This is a genomic window from Ahrensia sp. 13_GOM-1096m (assembly GCF_000620605.1).
Lineage (GTDB): Bacteria > Pseudomonadota > Alphaproteobacteria > Rhizobiales > Rhizobiaceae > Ahrensia > Ahrensia kielensis.
The window spans coordinates 262,612-280,014 of the sequence record NZ_JIAX01000011.1 but is presented as its reverse complement, the minus strand read 5'-3'; the positions used below and the strand labels follow the sequence as shown (position 1 = coordinate 280,014).

10 protein-coding genes are annotated in these 17,403 nt (G+C 49.1%); 7 read left to right on the top strand and 3 right to left on the bottom strand.

The window, feature by feature from the left end; genetic code table 11:
• The first annotated feature begins 734 nt into the window (after window positions 1-734).
• Window positions 735-4,148: a DEAD/DEAH box helicase gene (locus tag N530_RS0109165; RefSeq protein ID WP_081773933.1), complete on the top strand. Its 3,414-nt coding sequence runs from the start codon at window positions 735-737 to the stop codon at window positions 4,146-4,148.
• A 624-nt stretch (window positions 4,149-4,772) separates the two neighbouring features.
• A complete protein-coding gene (locus tag N530_RS0109155) occupies window positions 4,773-5,381 on the top strand; it encodes a ribonuclease H (RefSeq protein WP_051540861.1) in 609 nt (202 codons plus the stop codon).
• A 417-nt stretch (window positions 5,382-5,798) separates the two neighbouring features.
• Here N530_RS0109155 and gyrB read toward each other — a convergent pair whose 3' ends face one another.
• A complete protein-coding gene (gene gyrB, locus N530_RS0109150) occupies window positions 5,799-8,249 on the bottom strand; it encodes a DNA topoisomerase (ATP-hydrolyzing) subunit B (RefSeq protein ID WP_026317444.1) in 2,451 nt (816 codons plus the stop codon).
• Window positions 8,250-8,468: 219 nt separating this feature from the next.
• Between gyrB and N530_RS0109145 the strand changes: the two genes are divergently transcribed.
• On the top strand, window positions 8,469-8,966 hold the full coding sequence (locus N530_RS0109145) for an acyl-CoA thioesterase (protein WP_026480458.1): 498 nt from the start codon (window positions 8,469-8,471) through the stop codon (window positions 8,964-8,966).
• A 9-nt stretch (window positions 8,967-8,975) separates the two neighbouring features.
• Here the strand turns inward: N530_RS0109145 and N530_RS0109140 are convergent, their stop codons facing one another.
• Complete coding sequence (locus N530_RS0109140) at window positions 8,976-10,019, bottom strand: aldo/keto reductase (RefSeq protein ID WP_026480457.1); 1,044 nt, start codon at window positions 10,017-10,019, stop codon at window positions 8,976-8,978.
• Window positions 10,020-10,062: 43 nt separating this feature from the next.
• Between N530_RS0109140 and N530_RS0109135 the strand changes: the two genes are divergently transcribed.
• The 4 genes from N530_RS0109135 (at window position 10,063) to N530_RS0109120 (ending at window position 16,453) form a co-directional block, all read left to right on the top strand.
• The gene (locus N530_RS0109135; RefSeq protein WP_035266745.1) at window positions 10,063-10,704 is read left to right on the top strand and encodes a glutathione S-transferase; all 642 of its coding nucleotides are present in this window, start codon (window positions 10,063-10,065) and stop codon (window positions 10,702-10,704) included.
• Between the two features lie 27 nt (window positions 10,705-10,731).
• Window positions 10,732-12,120, top strand: a complete 1,389-nt coding sequence (locus tag N530_RS0109130; protein ID WP_026480455.1) for a cytochrome P450 — start codon at window positions 10,732-10,734, stop codon at window positions 12,118-12,120.
• A 62-nt stretch (window positions 12,121-12,182) separates the two neighbouring features.
• Window positions 12,183-14,183 (top strand): hydantoinase/oxoprolinase N-terminal domain-containing protein, encoded by a 2,001-nt coding sequence (locus N530_RS0109125; RefSeq protein WP_026480454.1) that lies wholly within the window; start codon window positions 12,183-12,185, stop codon window positions 14,181-14,183.
• A 116-nt stretch (window positions 14,184-14,299) separates the two neighbouring features.
• On the top strand, window positions 14,300-16,453 hold the full coding sequence (locus tag N530_RS0109120) for a malate synthase G (RefSeq protein ID WP_026480453.1): 2,154 nt from the start codon (window positions 14,300-14,302) through the stop codon (window positions 16,451-16,453).
• Window positions 16,454-16,516: 63 nt separating this feature from the next.
• Here N530_RS0109120 and N530_RS0109115 read toward each other — a convergent pair whose 3' ends face one another.
• The gene (locus N530_RS0109115; protein ID WP_026480452.1) at window positions 16,517-17,284 is read right to left on the bottom strand and encodes an SDR family NAD(P)-dependent oxidoreductase; all 768 of its coding nucleotides are present in this window, start codon (window positions 17,282-17,284) and stop codon (window positions 16,517-16,519) included.
• Window positions 17,285-17,403: the final 119 nt, after the last annotated feature.

Genomic DNA, 17,403 nt, shown 5'->3' with positions numbered 1-17,403 from the left:
AATTATTGATATATGTCTTTTAACATGCTATAAATATTGAGTTATTTTAATTTAAAGATCGGCAAATAACATGCTAGAGACTCCGGTTCGCATTGAACCGTGCCTTTTTGAAGGGGCCGTACCGTCGAGGTTGGCCGATTTAGCTGTCGAAATCCAGTCTGAGGCTGCGAGACTGGGAAATGGTCTCCACCCCGCATCAGCAAACGAACTTGCTGATTTGGTTCGAGTGATGAATTGCTACTACTCCAATCTAATCGAGGGGCACAGCACACGCCCAAAGGAGACATTCACCCATTGATCGCTATGCTGTGATGAGGCCCGTCAGACCGGCCGTTCGCTGCGCTCGCAAGGCCTATGCTCTGACGGAGACAAGTTTACTGAAGCTTTCGAAACTGCCGTTGGCGTTTTGATATGAGAGCGTACACTGGGCGTGTCAAAAAATTCTGTCCTGACAGTCCCTTCGGGCGCATGCGATTTTGCAATGAAGACTATGTCCGTAAAGATTTCGCCGCCGAGTTGGGCGCAGTTCTCCTCTGTGTCGACCTCGTGAGGGCTTCTGAAGATCGCGATGATCATGAGCTATGTTTCGATTCGTAGCTCACCGCGTCGAAGAATGACAAACGCGTGATTTTCTCTTCCGCTGCGCATGCGCAGCGCGCTGCTGATTACCTGCATGGACTTCAATTTGATGATCGGGCCGTCGCTTAGGCGGTCCTTTCTATCGCAATAATAAGATGTTACGATTTCAACTCTGGGGCGAGCTGTCGTGCCTGTTTGGTCCGTATTTGGATAAGAAATTGAATTTAAGACACCTCATTGCCGACGGGCGGACTTCATTGCATGCGGATGTGATTGATGCGCGGGCATTCGGTCAAGACATTCGACATCTTCAATCCTACGGGTTTTGGGAGGCGGCAGACGATGCCCCCGGTCTTTGGGAACATCAGCAAGCGGCTATCGGGACAGTGGTCGCTTATCTAAACGGCGACAAATCAATTCCAGAGCGTCCGGAACAAATTGAAGCCGCTCTTCTCAAGTTACCAACCGGCACAGGGAAGTCTGGGATTGTTGCCGTCCTGGCGCGCTGCCTGCCAGACGTGCGGCGTGTACTTGTTCTAACGCCTCGCACAGCACTCACAAAACAGTTGATCGCCGATATTCGCCATCGTTTCTGGAAGCACATGGGTTACGAAGTTGATGCAACCGCCCTTTTTACCGGTGATGCTCAAACTATGGGAATGGCACTCGACGATGTTTATGTTGAGCAATTTCTGCCAAGTGGTGCCCGGCAAATTGTTCAAAATCTCGGAGGGGATGATGTGGATAGGGCCATTTTGGTCGGCACGCATCATGCCCTCGGTGCCATTCGGAAAGCGGCGTTCGATCCCGATGCACCTGGCTCAGACGCCTGCCAAGCTATGCTCGCGGAGATACGTGACAATTTCGATTTGGTTATCGTAGATGAAGGCCACTACGAACCAGCAGTGTCGTGGTCCCGTGGTGTTCGGGAGTTCAATTTACCAACGCTTCTTCTAAGTGCCACACCCTATCGAAATGACTACAAGTCGTTCAGGGTGCGGGGCCGCTATCTCTTCAACTTTCCGCACGCACAAGCCATTGAACGAAAGATAATACGTCCTGCCGAAGTCATTCTTCCTACTGTTGAACCAGAGGGCGACCGGCAAGCTGCTGTAGGTCAGTTTGTCCAAATCTTGCATCAAGAACTTTCCGACAGGCTCGCCGCTGCAAGAAACTGGTTTCGCGATGGCACCGCACCGAAAGTCATGGTGCGTGGTGATGACCTAGATACGCTGTATATGCTTCAATCCGAAATTGACCGCGTCTTTGAAACTCAGTCTCTAGTGATACATGACCGCGCCAAGAGGACTCCTCAAAATCAGAATCGATTTACCAGCGTTGCATCTGCTCAGCACAATCGTGCTGATGCCACTTTTTGGATTCATCAGTACAAGTTGATGGAAGGTATTGATGATCCTGCATTTGTCGCCGTCGGCATCTTTGATCTCATGGGCAATGCGCGTCAACTCGTACAGCAGATTGGCCGGGCCACACGACATTCAAAGGGCGATGCGCGCTTTCGACAAACAGGGTGGGTCCTTGGTTCTCCGGCTAACGCATCACGAATTCACACTGCCTGGGAACGCTATAAGGGCTATGAGGACTATGCTGCACGAAAGACTGAGCACATCGTTAGCAACGAAGTGACTCTGCCTGACCGTTTGCTCGAATACATGGCTGAATACCAATATATCAGCGGTGAATTTCGAGGGCGGTTTGAGTTTGAGCAACCGCTTGCGGCAGTTGATATCCAGCTTCCCCAATCCGCTGCCGTTCTCAAAACAATTGAACCTATTCCCAATATTAAGATCTTTGGATCGGTTATCGAAGAAGCGATCATGGATAAAGATCGCTTCAAGATTACGCCCGTAGACGGCATGCCGGGCAACGCTTTGGGGTTTTCTTACTACGCTTGGCGCAATTCACCTTATCTGATTGACCGTTTCTTTTCTGAATGGAAGCTCGGGATATTTGTCGCGGTACAGCAGGGCGAGTTTGTGTTCATGCACGATACCGAAGGACTTGTTGTCGATATGGCTGGCCTCAAACTAAAGCGCGCTGGTCGCTCTCTCATGGAGAAGGCCTTTCCGAAAGACGGCGAAGACAATGCTTCTCGCCTTTCACGTATGTCTTTCTCTTCACTCGATATGTCGCAGCACGCTATTCGTGGCATGGCCATGCGAACACGGTCCTTTGCCGACGTATTCACTGACTTACTTGACCCATCGCTCGTGCCTTCGACGGCGGCGGGTTTTGTAGATGGCAGCGCAAGATATGTTGGGTTTGGGCGCTCGCGCTTGCGAGATGCATCTGAACGCTATGTCCCTATAGCCGAGTATGTTGCGTGGACGGCAGAAGTCGCTGCCGAGCTAAGTGACAACGGTCGTTCTCGAAGCCCTGTGTTCGATCGCTATGCTGCCGTCGTTGAAGATGTCACGACGGAAGATGCCCAGCCAGTCTCCATACTTATTGATCCGTCACTGGACGACATGCGTAACGATGACGTTGGGGGAGCGGCTTTCGTTTTGCATGAGGATGTCAACTACTTCGATCTGTGTTCAGACGTTGATGAAGCGAATGGAAACTTCACGATCGAAATCGATGATCAAGAAATCCATTGTTCAGTGGAGTTCGTTGAGGATACAGGAAAGTATCGCATTGAAAGCCATGAACTGAACGCGCGCTTTCCTGCACAAGAACGGGACGACCGCCGTCAAGGCCAAACGCTTGTACAGCGTCTAAACCAGCGACAGTCATTTCGCGTTCTCACCTCTCGTCAGGGCGTGATTTACTCAGAAGGAAACTTCTATGAGCCACGCGTTCGCTGGCAACTTGAAGATGGAAGCACCCCGATTTTGGACTATGTTTTGGCCTCTCCGTCACTTGATCAGGTGAATTCCGAGAAAGGTGAAAATTACTTCGCGCCCAACAGGAGCATTTGGCACCAGCAATCAATCTTTGGAGTCTTTTCTGCTACCTGTGAAGGACAACGTGCTGCCGATGGAATACCTGAGGATGAACTGACTGCCGCAATTGAAGCCCTGCCGATTTGGTTATGTGATGATGACGGTCAGGAAGTTGCCGACTTTATTGGACTTGATCCAGACAACAAGAAAATGATTCTCGTGCACGCGAAGGTCGGAAGTCAGGGACCCAATGGTCGCGGTTTTAATGTGGGCGGATTACAGGTCGTCGGGCGGCAGGCCCTTGCAAGCTTAGGATTCATTTCACTCGGAAGACCTTCACCTGTTTGGACAGCAGAGCGGTGGCAGAGTGAAGTTCAAGCGAACGCTGCTACCCTTGCTGGCCGAAACCGAATGTTTCGCCATCCTGCTGGCTTAGACGCCGAGGACGTCAATGAGCTACTGATTTCTGCCTGCAGAAACCCCTCCTTTGACAGGGAAATCTGGATTGTTGGGGCTAAGATGACGCGCCGACAGGTGCTTGAAGATGGCCTCGCACAGGAGCAGCTCCAGAACCGGCTGCGACAGTTCCTGATGCACTGGGATGCCATGCAGACTTCTTGTGCGCGAGCAAATGCGAAACTGAAGTTTTTTTGTTATGATTAGTCGCGTCCTGCGTGCAGGATCGAGCTCTTGGTAACCGAATTCGCTTCTAACGCGGTCTGGGCCCATTGCTGCTATTGTGCAAAGATGCCACTTTCATTGCATCAATCGCATTTCTTGAACACTTGAGGCGCAAGGATCGCCGTTGTCTCCGCTGTTTGGCAATATCCTGCTCTACGATTTTGATATTAAGTTCAATGATAGAGGTGCGATCCGCATCCGTTTCATTGACGACTTTCTGCTGCTTTCAACATCTGAAAAAAATGTAGGTGTGCCTTTGTGCCCGCCCAAAATTTCCTAAAAGAGATGAATTTAGACTGCCACGATCCTTTTCAATTGGCTGCAGACAAGAACAAGACTGAATATGGTGACGCTCGATTAGGTGGGTTTTGGTTCTTGGGGTATGCTTGCCAACCAGGTTTATTTCAGCCCTCACCGAAAGCACGAGCAAGCATCTTGAAGTCCATTGACGAGCATTTTTCAAACGGCCGATCTGCGATTAAAGAAGTGCGTAGAGCGAAGGACAGCTTCGCTGTTCGTCAACGCTATACACAAACATAAACACTCATTGACCAAGTTCTGCGTGGATGGGGCGAGGCTTTTGCCTACTTTACTTTACGCACCACAATGAAAGATCTAGACAAGAAAATTGACGTTAAGATTGAGAATTTTCGCAAGTGGTATGCACAGCAGGCTCAATCGATGAATACTGAAGATAAGCGCCGCACAGGTGGAATAGGCTTGCTCGCCGACATCAAGCCAAAGTTCTTTGAAAATGCACCAATCGTTCTGCCAAAAAATAAGCAATTTCAGACGAGCATGAACACGGTTACAATTTCTACTGATGGCTCTGTGCTAACTTGGGGTAAGGAGCGCGGTAAGGATCAAGGCCCGGGAGGTTGGGCGTACGTAGTTCATGACACGGCAGATGAACAATCTGGCGGCAAGGCATCTACCACCAACAATAGAATGGAGCTTCGCGCGGTTCTGGAGGCACTTCTTTCCTTACCGTCGGGTGCTTCTGCAATCATACGCACTGACAGCAGGTATGTTGAAAACGGCTTCAATAAAGAAACGGCTTTAAAAACAAACATAGATCTCTGGAAAAAGCTACAGCACGAGGCCGAAACGAGAAATATCAAGGTCGTTTGGCTCAAAGGTCATGCTGGTGATCTGCACAATGAACGGGCTGACAAGCTGGCAGGTCTCGCTGCAGCCAAACAAAGTCAGCCGTAAACCAAGGGTGATGAGCTGTTGCGAAGCAGGCTTCCACGGTCACAGAGGTGTCCGCTTTTAACGTTGTCGGTTAAACATTTGCACCTGCAGCTAAAGTCCGGAATCCGCCCAACTAAACCGTTCGCTGAACTCCTAGGGTCAAGATCGTTTAGTGGGGTACACCACGCAAAGATAGTGTTTGAACTTGCTAGCGAGAAAAAACCCACAAGAATACGTACATAATATCGTTCTCCCCACGCACTCCCAAAGGTCTAAAATAAAACCCCATCAGAATTAAGCAGAATTGTTTTGGTTACTTCACCACACAGAAGCCTCAAACACGCGTCCTGAGGCTTCTATGGAGTTGGCAGACTTATGGGTGAAAATTGGCAAACATATGGGTGAATGGCTAAACTTATGGGTTAATGCACAGCTCCATTATGCGTCCAAATTGGCCACATTCAATGCATTTTCTTGAATGAAAAGACGGCGTGGTTCGACTTCATCGCCCATGAGACGGCTAAACAAATCGTCCGCATCAATGGCATTGTTTACACGCACCTGCAGCAATGAGCGTTCATCGGGATCAAGTGTTGTCTCCCAAAGTTGCTCTGCATTCATTTCGCCAAGACCTTTATAGCGCTGCAGTGACAAGCCTTTACGGCCAGTTGCAAACAACATGTCGATAAACATCGTTGGTCCTGTCAGCCTATCGCCACGATCTTTGCGGCGAAGTGTCGGCACCTGATCGAATACTTCCGTTAATTGCGGTGCTAAACGGTTAAGCGCTCGTGCATCTGATGATTGTATCAGGCTGGCATCGAGAACCTGAACCTCTTTAACGCCGCGCACTGTACGCTCAAAAATGTAGCCGCCAGCGCCTTCGTTCGACGTATTCAAACGCCCTGTCCAACCGCGCTCGGTCTCCTCTGAGATCATATCAAGACGTTCAGCAGTTTTAGCGGCAACCGCTTCTGTCGCTGACAAATCGTCCAATATGGAAGCATCCATAACGCCGCCGATAACAGCCTGTTCGACAATCGCATGATCGTAACGGGAGTGAAGACCTGCAAGTAAGGTGCGCATTTGAAGAGCAACATCGATGACCGGCTTGATATCGTTGCCAGTACGCACTTCGCCGTTGCCCATTTCAAGGGTCGCCTCTTCAAGGCCAACACTAATGAGATATTCCTCCAGCGCTTTCTCATCATGGAGATATTGAGAAGATTTTCCGCGCGAAACTTTGTAAAGGGGCGGCTGCGCAATATACAAATGCCCCCGTTCAATCAGCTCCGGCATCTGGCGGAAGAAGAAGGTCAGCAAAAGCGTTCTGATGTGAGCGCCGTCAACATCCGCATCCGTCATGATGATGATTTTGTGATAGCGCAATTTGTCAGCGTTAAACTCGTCCTTACCAATGCCCGTACCAAGCGCCGTGATAAGCGTTCCAACCTGATCGGAACCGAGCATGCGGTCAAAGCGTGCGCGCTCAACATTTAGAATTTTACCGCGCAATGGCAAGATCGCTTGGTTTTTACGGCTACGGCCTGACTTGGCAGAACCACCAGCAGAATCACCCTCCACGATGAAGATTTCTGATAATGCAGGGTCTTTTTCTTGGCAGTCAGCAAGCTTGCCAGGGAGCGACGTGATATCAAGCGCGCCTTTGCGGCGTGTCAGTTCACGTGCTTTACGCGCTGCTTCTCGCGCAGCGGCCGCTTCAACAACTTTAGACACCAATACTTTGGCTTCATTGGGATGCTCTTCTAGCCATTCCGACAATGTCTCGTTTACAAGGCTCTCCACAACGGGGCGCACTTCGGATGAAACAAGCTTGTCTTTTGTCTGCGATGAGAATTTGGGGTCTGGCACCTTAACGGACAAGACGCATGTTAAGCCTTCGCGGCAATCATCGCCTGTAAGGCTGACTTTTTCTTTTTTCAAAATACCAGAGCGATCCGCATAGCCTGTGACCTGACGGGTCAAGGCACCACGAAAGCCAGCCATATGCGTGCCACCATCGCGCTGCGGAATATTGTTTGTGAAACAGAAAACATTCTCCGTATAGGAATCATTCCACCATAGAGCGACTTCTGCTGTGATACCGTCCTTCTCGCCAATGATATAAACCGGCTCTTCAATGAGGGATTTGCGTGTGCGATCGATGTAGCGAACAAACTCTTTCAGTCCACCTTCGTATACCAGCTCTACCTCTTTCACATCGGCGTGGCGCTTATCAGATAAAAGAATGCGAACGCCCGAGTTCAAAAATGCCAATTCGCGCAGGCGATGCTCCAACGTGTCGAACTTAAACTCGACATTTGTGAAGGTTTCCTGACTTGGCAAAAAGGTGACTTCTGTACCGGTATAATCACCGGCCTCGCCAACGACCTTAAGCGGTGCATCTGCAACACCGTGTGTGAACGTCATTTCATGGAATTTGCCTTTGCGGCCGATGCGCAATTTCAGCATGACTGACAGCGCATTCACCACCGAAACACCCACACCGTGCAAACCGCCAGATACTTTATAGGAGTTCTGATCAAACTTACCGCCCGCATGAAGCTGTGTCATAATCACTTCAGCGGCAGAAATGCCTTCTTCGCTGTGGATATCAACAGGAATACCGCGTCCGTTGTCTGTCACAGTGACAGATCCGTCGGCATTCAGCGTCACAGTGACAAGATCAGCATGACCCGCCAAAGCTTCATCAATCGCGTTATCGACAACTTCGTAGACCATGTGATGCAGACCAGAGCCGTCGTCCGTATCACCGATATACATGCCGGGCCGTTTACGCACGGCATCCAACCCTTTGAGAACTTTAATAGAATCAGCACCATAGGCTGCGCCGGCTGCAGATTCTGTGGTTTCAGGTATGTCGTTCATATAGTAAAATCTCTTTTCAGGTCCGCGCCCCACACGCGCCTTCACACGATATGTAACCGCTTTGCGAATCACACATCTTAATCCCTTAAATATATAGGCTTTTTGGCCTCAAACACCAAATCTGATCAACACTTATAAACTGTCCTTTTTGCCGTTTACGTAAAAGGCAATTTATTGCTATAGGTAAATTGGTAAATTCAATGGAGCATTTGTCGTTTTATGAACCTCGTTTTTCGCCTGCTTTGGGTTATCATCACCGCTTTTAGACGTTCAAAACTCGGCATGATGGAGGAGAGCGTCATCACATTGCGTGTTATGCCCAATGACCTTGATACCAATATTCATATGAATAATGGCAGATATCTCACAATCATGGATCTTGGCCGCGTGGACTTCATCATTCGCAGCGGCATGGCCAAGCAATTGCGTGAGCAAAAATGGTATCCAGTCGTCGGATCAGCCAAAATATCATATAAAAGATCCCTCTCTCCATTTCAGCGTTATGAATTGAAAACACGCGTTCATGGGTGGGATGAAAAGTGGATTTATCTCGAACAAGAATTCGTCGTGGGCGATGTTCTTTACGCACGCGGCATTGTTAAGACGTTATTTCTCAAAGACGGTCATAAAGTTCCAAGCAGTCAAGTCACGCATGCCATTGGCTATGATGGCCCATCGCCGGAAATTAATCCCGCCGATGAGCAAGCTCTTTCCTAACGACCTGCATTACATCGGAATTGGCCATTTCTGATAGGTATCAAAAATATCCTGCATGACCGCATCAGATAAGGTCACATCCTTGGCGGCGATGTCACACTTCAGCTGTTCCATATTGGTTGCGCCAATGATTGTGGATGTCATGAAAGGACGACTGATACAAAATGCGATGGACATTTGCGCAGCGTTAAGCCCATGGCGCTGTGCAATATCAAGATAAGCCTGCAATGCAGGCATCGCGCGCGGTATATATCGTCCACTTAAATCCTCTTGAACTGTACGGCGTGAGCCTTCTGGCAAAGCACCATTTTGGTATTTTCCCGACAGCATGCTTGCTGCAAGCGGAGAAAAACACATGCAGCCCACATCCTCGTGAGCAGACAGTTCTGCCATATCCAAATCATAGATGCGGTTCATCAAATTATATTCGTTTTGCACCGTCACGACACGTGGCAAATTTTGCTCTTCTGACAGGCGAATATATTGCGCGGTTCCCCAAGTGGATTCATTTGAAAGGCCGACTTGCCTAATTTTTCCTTCATCAACAAGCTCGCCCAATGCGCCCAAAATCATGGCAATATCATCTTTGCACTGCTGGCTGTTTTCCTGATCTGGTGAAAAGCCCCAGCTTTGGCGGAAGTGATACGACCCGCGGTTCGGCCAATGGACTTGATAAAGGTCGATATAATCAGTCTTCAAACGTAGAAGGCTCTGCTCGCAAGCCTTCTTAATTCCTTCATGAGAAAAACCCGCGCCATTGATCAAATGTTCTTGGCCTGGGCCACCAACCTTGCTTGCCAAGATAATGTCGTCGCGCTTGCCGCGCTTTTTAAACCAATTACCAATAACGCGCTCTGTATCGCCATGCGTCTCTGCGCGAATTGGAACGACAGGATAAAGCTCGGCAGTATCGAAAAAATTGACGCCTTCGCTGACAGCATAGTCCATTTGTTCATGGCCTTCACTTTCAGTATTCTGCTCACCCCAAGTCATTGTCCCAAGACAGATTTCGCTCACTTTAATATCAGTGCGGCCTAGCTGATTGTATTTCATCTTTATCCTCATATATCTTTATGCATCAGGAGATATGTCACGAATGAGCGAACCGCTACCCATTTTGTATTCTTTTCGCAGATGCCCTTACGCGATGCGCGCGCGCATGGGGATTGTATCCTCCGGTATTAAAGTCGAATTGCGTGAAGTTTTGCTCAAAGACAAACCCGCTGAAATGCTTAGCGCCTCACCCAAAGCAACCGTACCCGTGCTCATTGCAACAGATGGTACAATTGTGGATGAAAGCCTTGATGTTATGCTTTGGGCGCTTGGCCAAAATGATCCCGAGTACTGGCTATCTGAAGAAGCTTTGAAACTTGTCGCGCATAATGACGGACCGTTTAAAGCTGCGCTTGATCGCTATAAATACCCAAATCGATACGCTGACGAAACAATTAACCGCAACGGACAGCGCGATATTTGTGCGGCAACTTTTGAAGATTATGAAGATCGGCTCAAGCGCCAGAAGTTTCTTTTAGGCGACAAGCCCTCGCTTGCTGACAACGCGATTTTTCCATTTGTACGGCAATGTGCTAATGTTGATCGCGCATGGTTTGATGCACAGCCTTGGGACCATCTGCATCAATGGCTTGAACATTTTTTGAGTTCTGATCGTTTTGACTACATCATGCGTAAGCATACGCCTTGGAAAATAGGCGATGAGCCTTTGATATTTGGTGTCTAATCACCACATAGGTGCAAAGGATATGTCATGGATATTAAAACAGCACCGTTTATTCCGCCGCACCCTTCCCCGCGCACTGAACCGCCAAGCCGCTTGGAAGTTATCCGCACCGTTATGCGCAACCCCTTAGAGCTTTGGGGTGAGGTTTCTTATCGCGAGCCGTATATCACGGCAAAATTTCTCAATGAGAAAACGCTGATTATCAACCATCCTGAATTGATCAAACATGTCTTGGTGGACAATGCTAAAAACTATCAGATGGCACGCATCAGGCAACTCATTCTGAAGCCAATATTGCGTGAAGGATTGCTAACTGCCGAAGGTGACACTTGGAAACGTTCGCGCAAGGCAATGGCACCTGTTTTTACGCCTCGTCATATTCATGGCTTTGCCAATATGATGCGCGATCGCACGCAAAGCTTTTTAGAACGCTACCGTAACAATCTGGGCATTCATGATATAAGTCATGATATGACAGAATTAACATTCGAGATATTGGCCTTAACATTATTCTCTGATGAGGTTGTTACCGAAGGCGTTGATTTTGCAAGCGATGTCGATGAGTTATTGTCAACGATGGGGGCTGTTGATCCCTTAGACCTTTTAAAGGCTCCTGAATGGTTACCGCGCTTTAGGCGTTTGCGTGGGCGAAAGGTTTTAGAAAAATTCCGCAATGTGGTGCGCAACACCATGGATGCACGGCGAGAGAAAATAAAAAGTTCGCCGGATAATGTTCAAAATGACTTTCTAACGCTGCTGTTAAACGCAGAAGGGCCTGATGGCCTGAGTGCTAGTGAGATTGAAGATAATCTGATCACATTCATTGGTGCCGGACACGAAACAACCGCCCGTGCGCTTGGCTGGACACTGTATCTGCTCTCTAAAGCACCAGAAGAACGCACAATCGTGGAAGATGAGATCAGAAGGGTTTTATCTGGTAATCCCGATCCCGTTGACTGGTTAGAACTTATGCCAAAAACTCGCGCCGTGTTTGAAGAGGCAATGCGCCTTTATCCGCCAGCGCCGTCGATCAACCGAGAAGCCGTAGAGCCAGAAACTTTTACGTTTAAATCTGGCGAGAGCGTTAAAATTGAAAAAGGCACGACCGCATTGGTGATGCCTTGGACTCTTCATCGCAATCGATTGCTATGGGAAAACCCAAATGCATTCATTCCGTCACGTTTCTGGCCTGAAAACCGCGATAAAATTGACAAATATCAATATTTACCGTTTGGCGCAGGACCGCGCATCTGCATCGGCGCAACATTCGCATTACAAGAAGCTGTCATTGCTCTAGCGCTGTTGCTCAATGATTTCCGGTTTGACGCAACACCATCACTGTCGCCTTGGCCTGTTCAAAAACTTACTGTTCAGCCGCAAAACGGTTTGCCAATGCAGGTTAGCCTGCGCTCATAAGTCGGCTTTTCATTTTTGACAAAGTGACTTAGACCGGAGCTGCAATTAGAGCCGGAATTCTCATGTCATTTTCATTAGGCCTTGATACAGGCGGAACTTATACTGACGCAGTTGTTTTTGATAACACGCAAAACATTGTCACTGCTAAGGCAAAATCGCTTACAACGCGCCATAATTTAGCAATTGGCATTGCTGGTGCTGCGGCCCAAGTTTTAAAGCGCAGCGGCGTTACTGCCCGCGATATTTCTCTTGTATCCATATCAACCACACTTGCGACGAACGCGCTGGTTGAAGGTCAAGGTGGGCGCGTTGCGCTCATTATGATCGGCTTTAGCGAAAAGGATATTGAACGAGCAGGATTGAAGAACGCTTTGCGCGACGATCCTATAATATTCTTGCCCGGCGGCCACGACACATTCGGCAATTCAAAGACCCTTGATTTAAGCGCATTGGACGCTGCGCTTGATGATCTTGCCGAGCAGGTTTCCGCCTTCGCCGTTGCTGGATATTTTGCCGTGCGTAACCCAGAGCATGAAAATGCGGTGCGCGCGATGATCCTTGATCGGACACAACGTCCTGTGACCTGCAGTCATGAATTATCGTCAAAACTTGATGGTCCCAAACGCGCTTTAACGACACTGCTTAATGCGCGGCTCATTGATATGATCGCACGGTTGATCAACGCGACACAGAGCTTTTTGGATGAACACGCCATTGAAGCGCCGCTGATGGTTGTGCGCGGTGATGGCTCTTTGATCTCATCTGAATTTGCATTGCACAGACCAATCGAAACAATCTTGTCTGGCCCTGCAGCATCAATGGTTGGCGCGCATTTTCTAACAGGCGTCGATGATGCAATCATTGCTGATATTGGCGGCACGACGACGGACATTGCTATACTCGACCAAGGCCGCCCACGCATAGATGAGACCGGCGCAAGCGTTGGTGGTTATCACACTATGGTGGACGCGGTTGCCATGCGCACGCACGGGCTTGGCGGTGACAGCGAAGTAAAGCTCAATGATAAAAATCTTCATGCGACCATTCAACTCGGGCCGCGCAGGCTTGCACCAATTTCATTGGTCGCCGCTTCCTATCCAGACATTATAATATCCGCGCTCAAGCGCCAGCTTAATCAGCAAATCCCGACCAAGCTTGATGGACGCTTTACATTTCTGACGGGCATGCCAGAAAATATGGCAGCAGGACTTTCAAAGACTCAGGCAGCCCTTTTGGCCCGTATCACAACCACGCCGCAACCGCTTGATAGACTATTAAGAGGAACGGCAGAAGTCGTCACATTGGACGGGCTTGCATCACGCGGGCTTGTCTTAATCGCTGGCTTTACACCATCGGATGCCAATCATGTTTGCGGCGCGTTTAATCATTGGAACCGCGAAGCTGCTGCTCTTGCTGCCGAACTTTTTGCTAAAAAGCGCGATGGCAACGGTAAGCCTATATGCGACACTCCAGAGGCACTCTGCGAGCTCGTCATTAACCGGCTAACTCGGCTGTCTGCAGAGCATATTTTGGAAAGCGTTTTTTATGAGGACGGGTTAGACGGCGCTTTGGCGATAAAATCACCGCTCATTGAACGTGCCCTTGACCGAACAGCGGGCATCGCGCGCATGGCGCTGTTTCTTGATAGACCACTTATCGGGCTTGGTGCAGGTGCGGCGGCCTATTATCCGGTAGCGGCTGATACACTTGGACTTCAATGTATCGTGCCCGACGATGCGGATGTAGCAAATGCCATCGGCGCTGTCGTTGGACAAGTTCGGGTGCAGGTAAGCGCTGAAATTGTTCAAAACGAAAATATGCAATTTGCTGTCACAGGTTCCGAGCTAGAGCTCACAGTAAACCTGTTTGCAAAAGAAGAAGAAGCCTTGGCGGTCGCAAAATCTGCTTGCGAACGTGCAGCCCATGATAAGGCTCAACGCGCTGGGGCGCATAATGTTGTTGTTGTCGTCAATGATGGTGTTAGTGCAACGGATCTGGACGGAAAGCGTCAGTTCATATCTGCAACAATTGTTGCAACAGCCAGCGGTAGACCTGCCGCTTAAATGCATTATTGCCTATTTAGATAAGATCTTTAGCATTCTTGCGTGATTGACGCATAATCAGCGCTCCCCTACTTAACAGGTAACACGCGCGAAAACGTTTTATACGGGAGAATATTATGACTGCACCGATCGATAAATTCGGCCTTAAAGTATCGCCTACCCTTCATGATTTTCTCGAGAATGAGGCGCTTTCAGGCACAGGTGTCGGCTCTGATCAATTTTGGCAATCTTTTTCCGATATTGTTCATGATCTTGGACCTAAAAACCGCGCATTGCTGGCAAAGCGCGAAAACCTGCAAACAAAGCTTGATAATTGGTACAAACAGAACGGCGCGCCTTCTGACATGGAAGCCTATAAAGGCTTTTTGAGCGAAATTGGTTATCTTGTGCCTGAAGGCGATAAGTTTTCAGTTGATACACGCAATGTTGATCCAGAAATCGCAAAAGTCGCTGGGCCGCAACTCGTTGTACCGATTATGAATGCGCGTTTTGCGCTTAACGCTGCCAATGCACGCTGGGGTTCGCTCTATGATGCACTTTATGGCACCGACGCAATTGGCGACCTGCCTGAAGGCAAGGGCTATGATGAAGCCCGCGGCGCACGCGTCATTAAATGGGCAAAGGACTTTCTCGACAGTTCTGTGCCTTTAAAAGGCGAACAATGGGCCAATGTTACAGGCTTCAAGATTGAAGATGGCGCTCTGCTGATCACGAGCAGCAAAGGCGATACCGGCCTTGAAGACGCAGCCCAATTTACTGGCTACAAGGGCGACGCTAACGCCCCACGCGCATTGATGTTTGTCAAAAACCGCATGCATGTGGGCATTCATATCAATGCAGACCATCAGATCGGTAAAACGGACCCTGCACATATTTCAGACGTGTGGCTTGAATCAGCGCTGACCGCGATCATGGATTGTGAAGATTCTGTTGCCGCCGTTGACGCCGAAGATAAAACGCTGGTCTATCGCAACTGGCTTGGCCTGATGCGCGGCGACCTCAAAGAAAGTTTTGAAAAAGGCGGCAAAACTATCACGCGTGAGTTGCATCCAGATTTGGATTTTACCGCCCCTGATGGCAGCACGACATCGCTCAAAGGCCGTTCATTGATGCTTATCCGCAATGTCGGACATTTGATGACCAACCCAGCGATCCATGACCGCGACGGCAATGAAGTGCCTGAAGGCATCATGGACGCAATGTTTACAGCGCTGATTGCACTCTATGATGTGGGCGAAAATGGTCGCCGCGCCAATTCGGCAGAAGGCTCAATGTATGTCGTGAAACCGAAAATGCATGGCCCTGAAGAAGTTGCCTTTGCGGTTGAAATATTTGACCGCGTTGAAGCGGCAATAGGCATGAAACCAAACACGATCAAAATGGGTATTATGGATGAGGAGCGCCGCACAACGGTGAACCTGAAAGAATGTATCCGCGCCGCCAAGCACCGTGTTGTCTTTATCAACACCGGTTTCCTTGATCGTACTGGCGATGAAATGCACACATCCATGGAAGCTGGCCCAATGATGCGCAAAGGCGACATGAAGCAAGCGACATGGATCAGCGCTTACGAAGACTGGAATGTTGATATCGGCCTTGAATGCGGCCTTGCTGGCCATGCACAAATTGGCAAAGGCATGTGGGCAATGCCCGATTTGATGCATGCCATGCTTGAGCAAAAGATCGGCCATCCTAAAGCCGGCGCAAACTGCGCATGGGTGCCTTCACCAACAGCAGCAACGCTTCACGCAACACATTATCATGAAGTTGATGTTCATGATGTGCAGAAAACCCTTGCTCAGCGGGGACGTGCGAAACTTGATGACCTTCTATCTATTCCAGTTGTCACACGGCCAAACTGGACGCCGGAAGACATTCAGCACGAACTGGATAACAATGCGCAGGGTATTCTTGGCTATGTTGTGCGCTGGATCGACCAAGGTGTTGGCTGTTCAAAAGTTCCAGACATCAATGATGTTGGCTTGATGGAAGACCGCGCGACGTGCCGTATCTCTTCACAGCATATGGCCAATTGGTTGCATCACAATGTTGCAACGAAAGAGCAAATTGTTGCGACCATGAAGAAAATGGCCAAAGTCGTTGATAAACAAAACGCTGGCGATCCTGCCTATAGCCCAATGGCGGATGATTTTGATGGGTCTATTGCTTTCCAAGCAGCGTTAGAACTTGTGCTTGATGGCCGCGCGCAACCTTCTGGATATACAGAGCCGGTGCTTCACCGCCGCCGCCTTGAGCTCAAAGCAAGCTAAAGCAATTCATAAGCAAACATTAAAAGCCGCCTTGAGAAATCGAGGCGGCTTTTTTCATGGCATTTACTGTCTTAGCTTGTCGATACCGATGCCAACGGCATCAAACCCACCATCGACCGCCAATACGTGACCTGTAATATAGCTTGCTTCTGATGAGGTTAGAAACCAGATCGCATTGGCAAGCTCACGTTCTTCTGCGTGCCTTGGAATTGGCATCACATCATAATAGGCACGGCGAATATCGTCGCTATGAACCTTCTTGGCCATATCTGTTTCCACAGGTCCGGGCGCAACGGCATTAACGCGTATATTATGCTCGCCAAGCTCAGCGGCATATTGCTTTGTCAAATGTGCAAGGGCAGCCTTGGATGTGCCATAGGCAACGCGCATGGTGGAAGCACGCAAGCCAGAGATAGACGTAATATTGACAATCGCGCCGCCGCCAGCCTCGATGAGGTGGGGCACAATGGCCTGCGTCATTAAAAATGGCCCATCCAGATTAGTCGCCATGACTTGGCGCCAAAGTGCATAGTCGTGATCCATCGCAGGTGCAAAATCTGCGATTCCAGCATTATTGACCAATGCGTCCAAGCGGCCAAACTTTGTCGCAGCTTCTTCAACCGCATTAGCCACCTGTTCAGGGTCTGAAACATCCGCAACGATATGATATATTCTATTCGAGCCAAGGGAGTGAGCCGCGGCTTGCAAAGTTTCAGCCATCCGATCAAGCATCACAACGCGCCATCCCTCCTTTAAAAACCGCTTTGCGGTCTCAAGGCCAATGCCCCGTGCAGCGCCAGTAATCAGAACAACCTTCTCAACATCCGTCATATTTGTTTCCTCATTTTAGGCCGCCAAAGACAAAATTCATTCACTATTGAACTATATTTAAATTGCGCGTATTTTCGCAACGTACTAGGCATATTTACAGATGTGAAGCTGACACACGG

What these genes read in the sequence shown, in the direction of transcription:
- N530_RS0109165 (WP_081773933.1), top strand. Translation starts at nt 735, where the DNA reads ATGTTACGATTTCAACTCTGGGGCGAGCTGTCGTGCCTGTTTGGTCCG.
- N530_RS0109155 (WP_051540861.1), top strand. Translation starts at nt 4,773, where the DNA reads ATGAAAGATCTAGACAAGAAAATTGACGTTAAGATTGAGAATTTTCGC.
- gyrB (WP_026317444.1), bottom strand. Translation starts at nt 8,249, where the DNA reads ATGAACGACATACCTGAAACCACAGAATCTGCAGCCGGCGCAGCCTAT.
- N530_RS0109145 (WP_026480458.1), top strand. Translation starts at nt 8,469, where the DNA reads ATGAACCTCGTTTTTCGCCTGCTTTGGGTTATCATCACCGCTTTTAGA.
- N530_RS0109140 (WP_026480457.1), bottom strand. Translation starts at nt 10,019, where the DNA reads ATGAAATACAATCAGCTAGGCCGCACTGATATTAAAGTGAGCGAAATC.
- N530_RS0109135 (WP_035266745.1), top strand. Translation starts at nt 10,063, where the DNA reads ATGAGCGAACCGCTACCCATTTTGTATTCTTTTCGCAGATGCCCTTAC.
- N530_RS0109130 (WP_026480455.1), top strand. Translation starts at nt 10,732, where the DNA reads ATGGATATTAAAACAGCACCGTTTATTCCGCCGCACCCTTCCCCGCGC.
- N530_RS0109125 (WP_026480454.1), top strand. Translation starts at nt 12,183, where the DNA reads ATGTCATTTTCATTAGGCCTTGATACAGGCGGAACTTATACTGACGCA.
- N530_RS0109120 (WP_026480453.1), top strand. Translation starts at nt 14,300, where the DNA reads ATGACTGCACCGATCGATAAATTCGGCCTTAAAGTATCGCCTACCCTT.
- N530_RS0109115 (WP_026480452.1), bottom strand. Translation starts at nt 17,284, where the DNA reads ATGACGGATGTTGAGAAGGTTGTTCTGATTACTGGCGCTGCACGGGGC.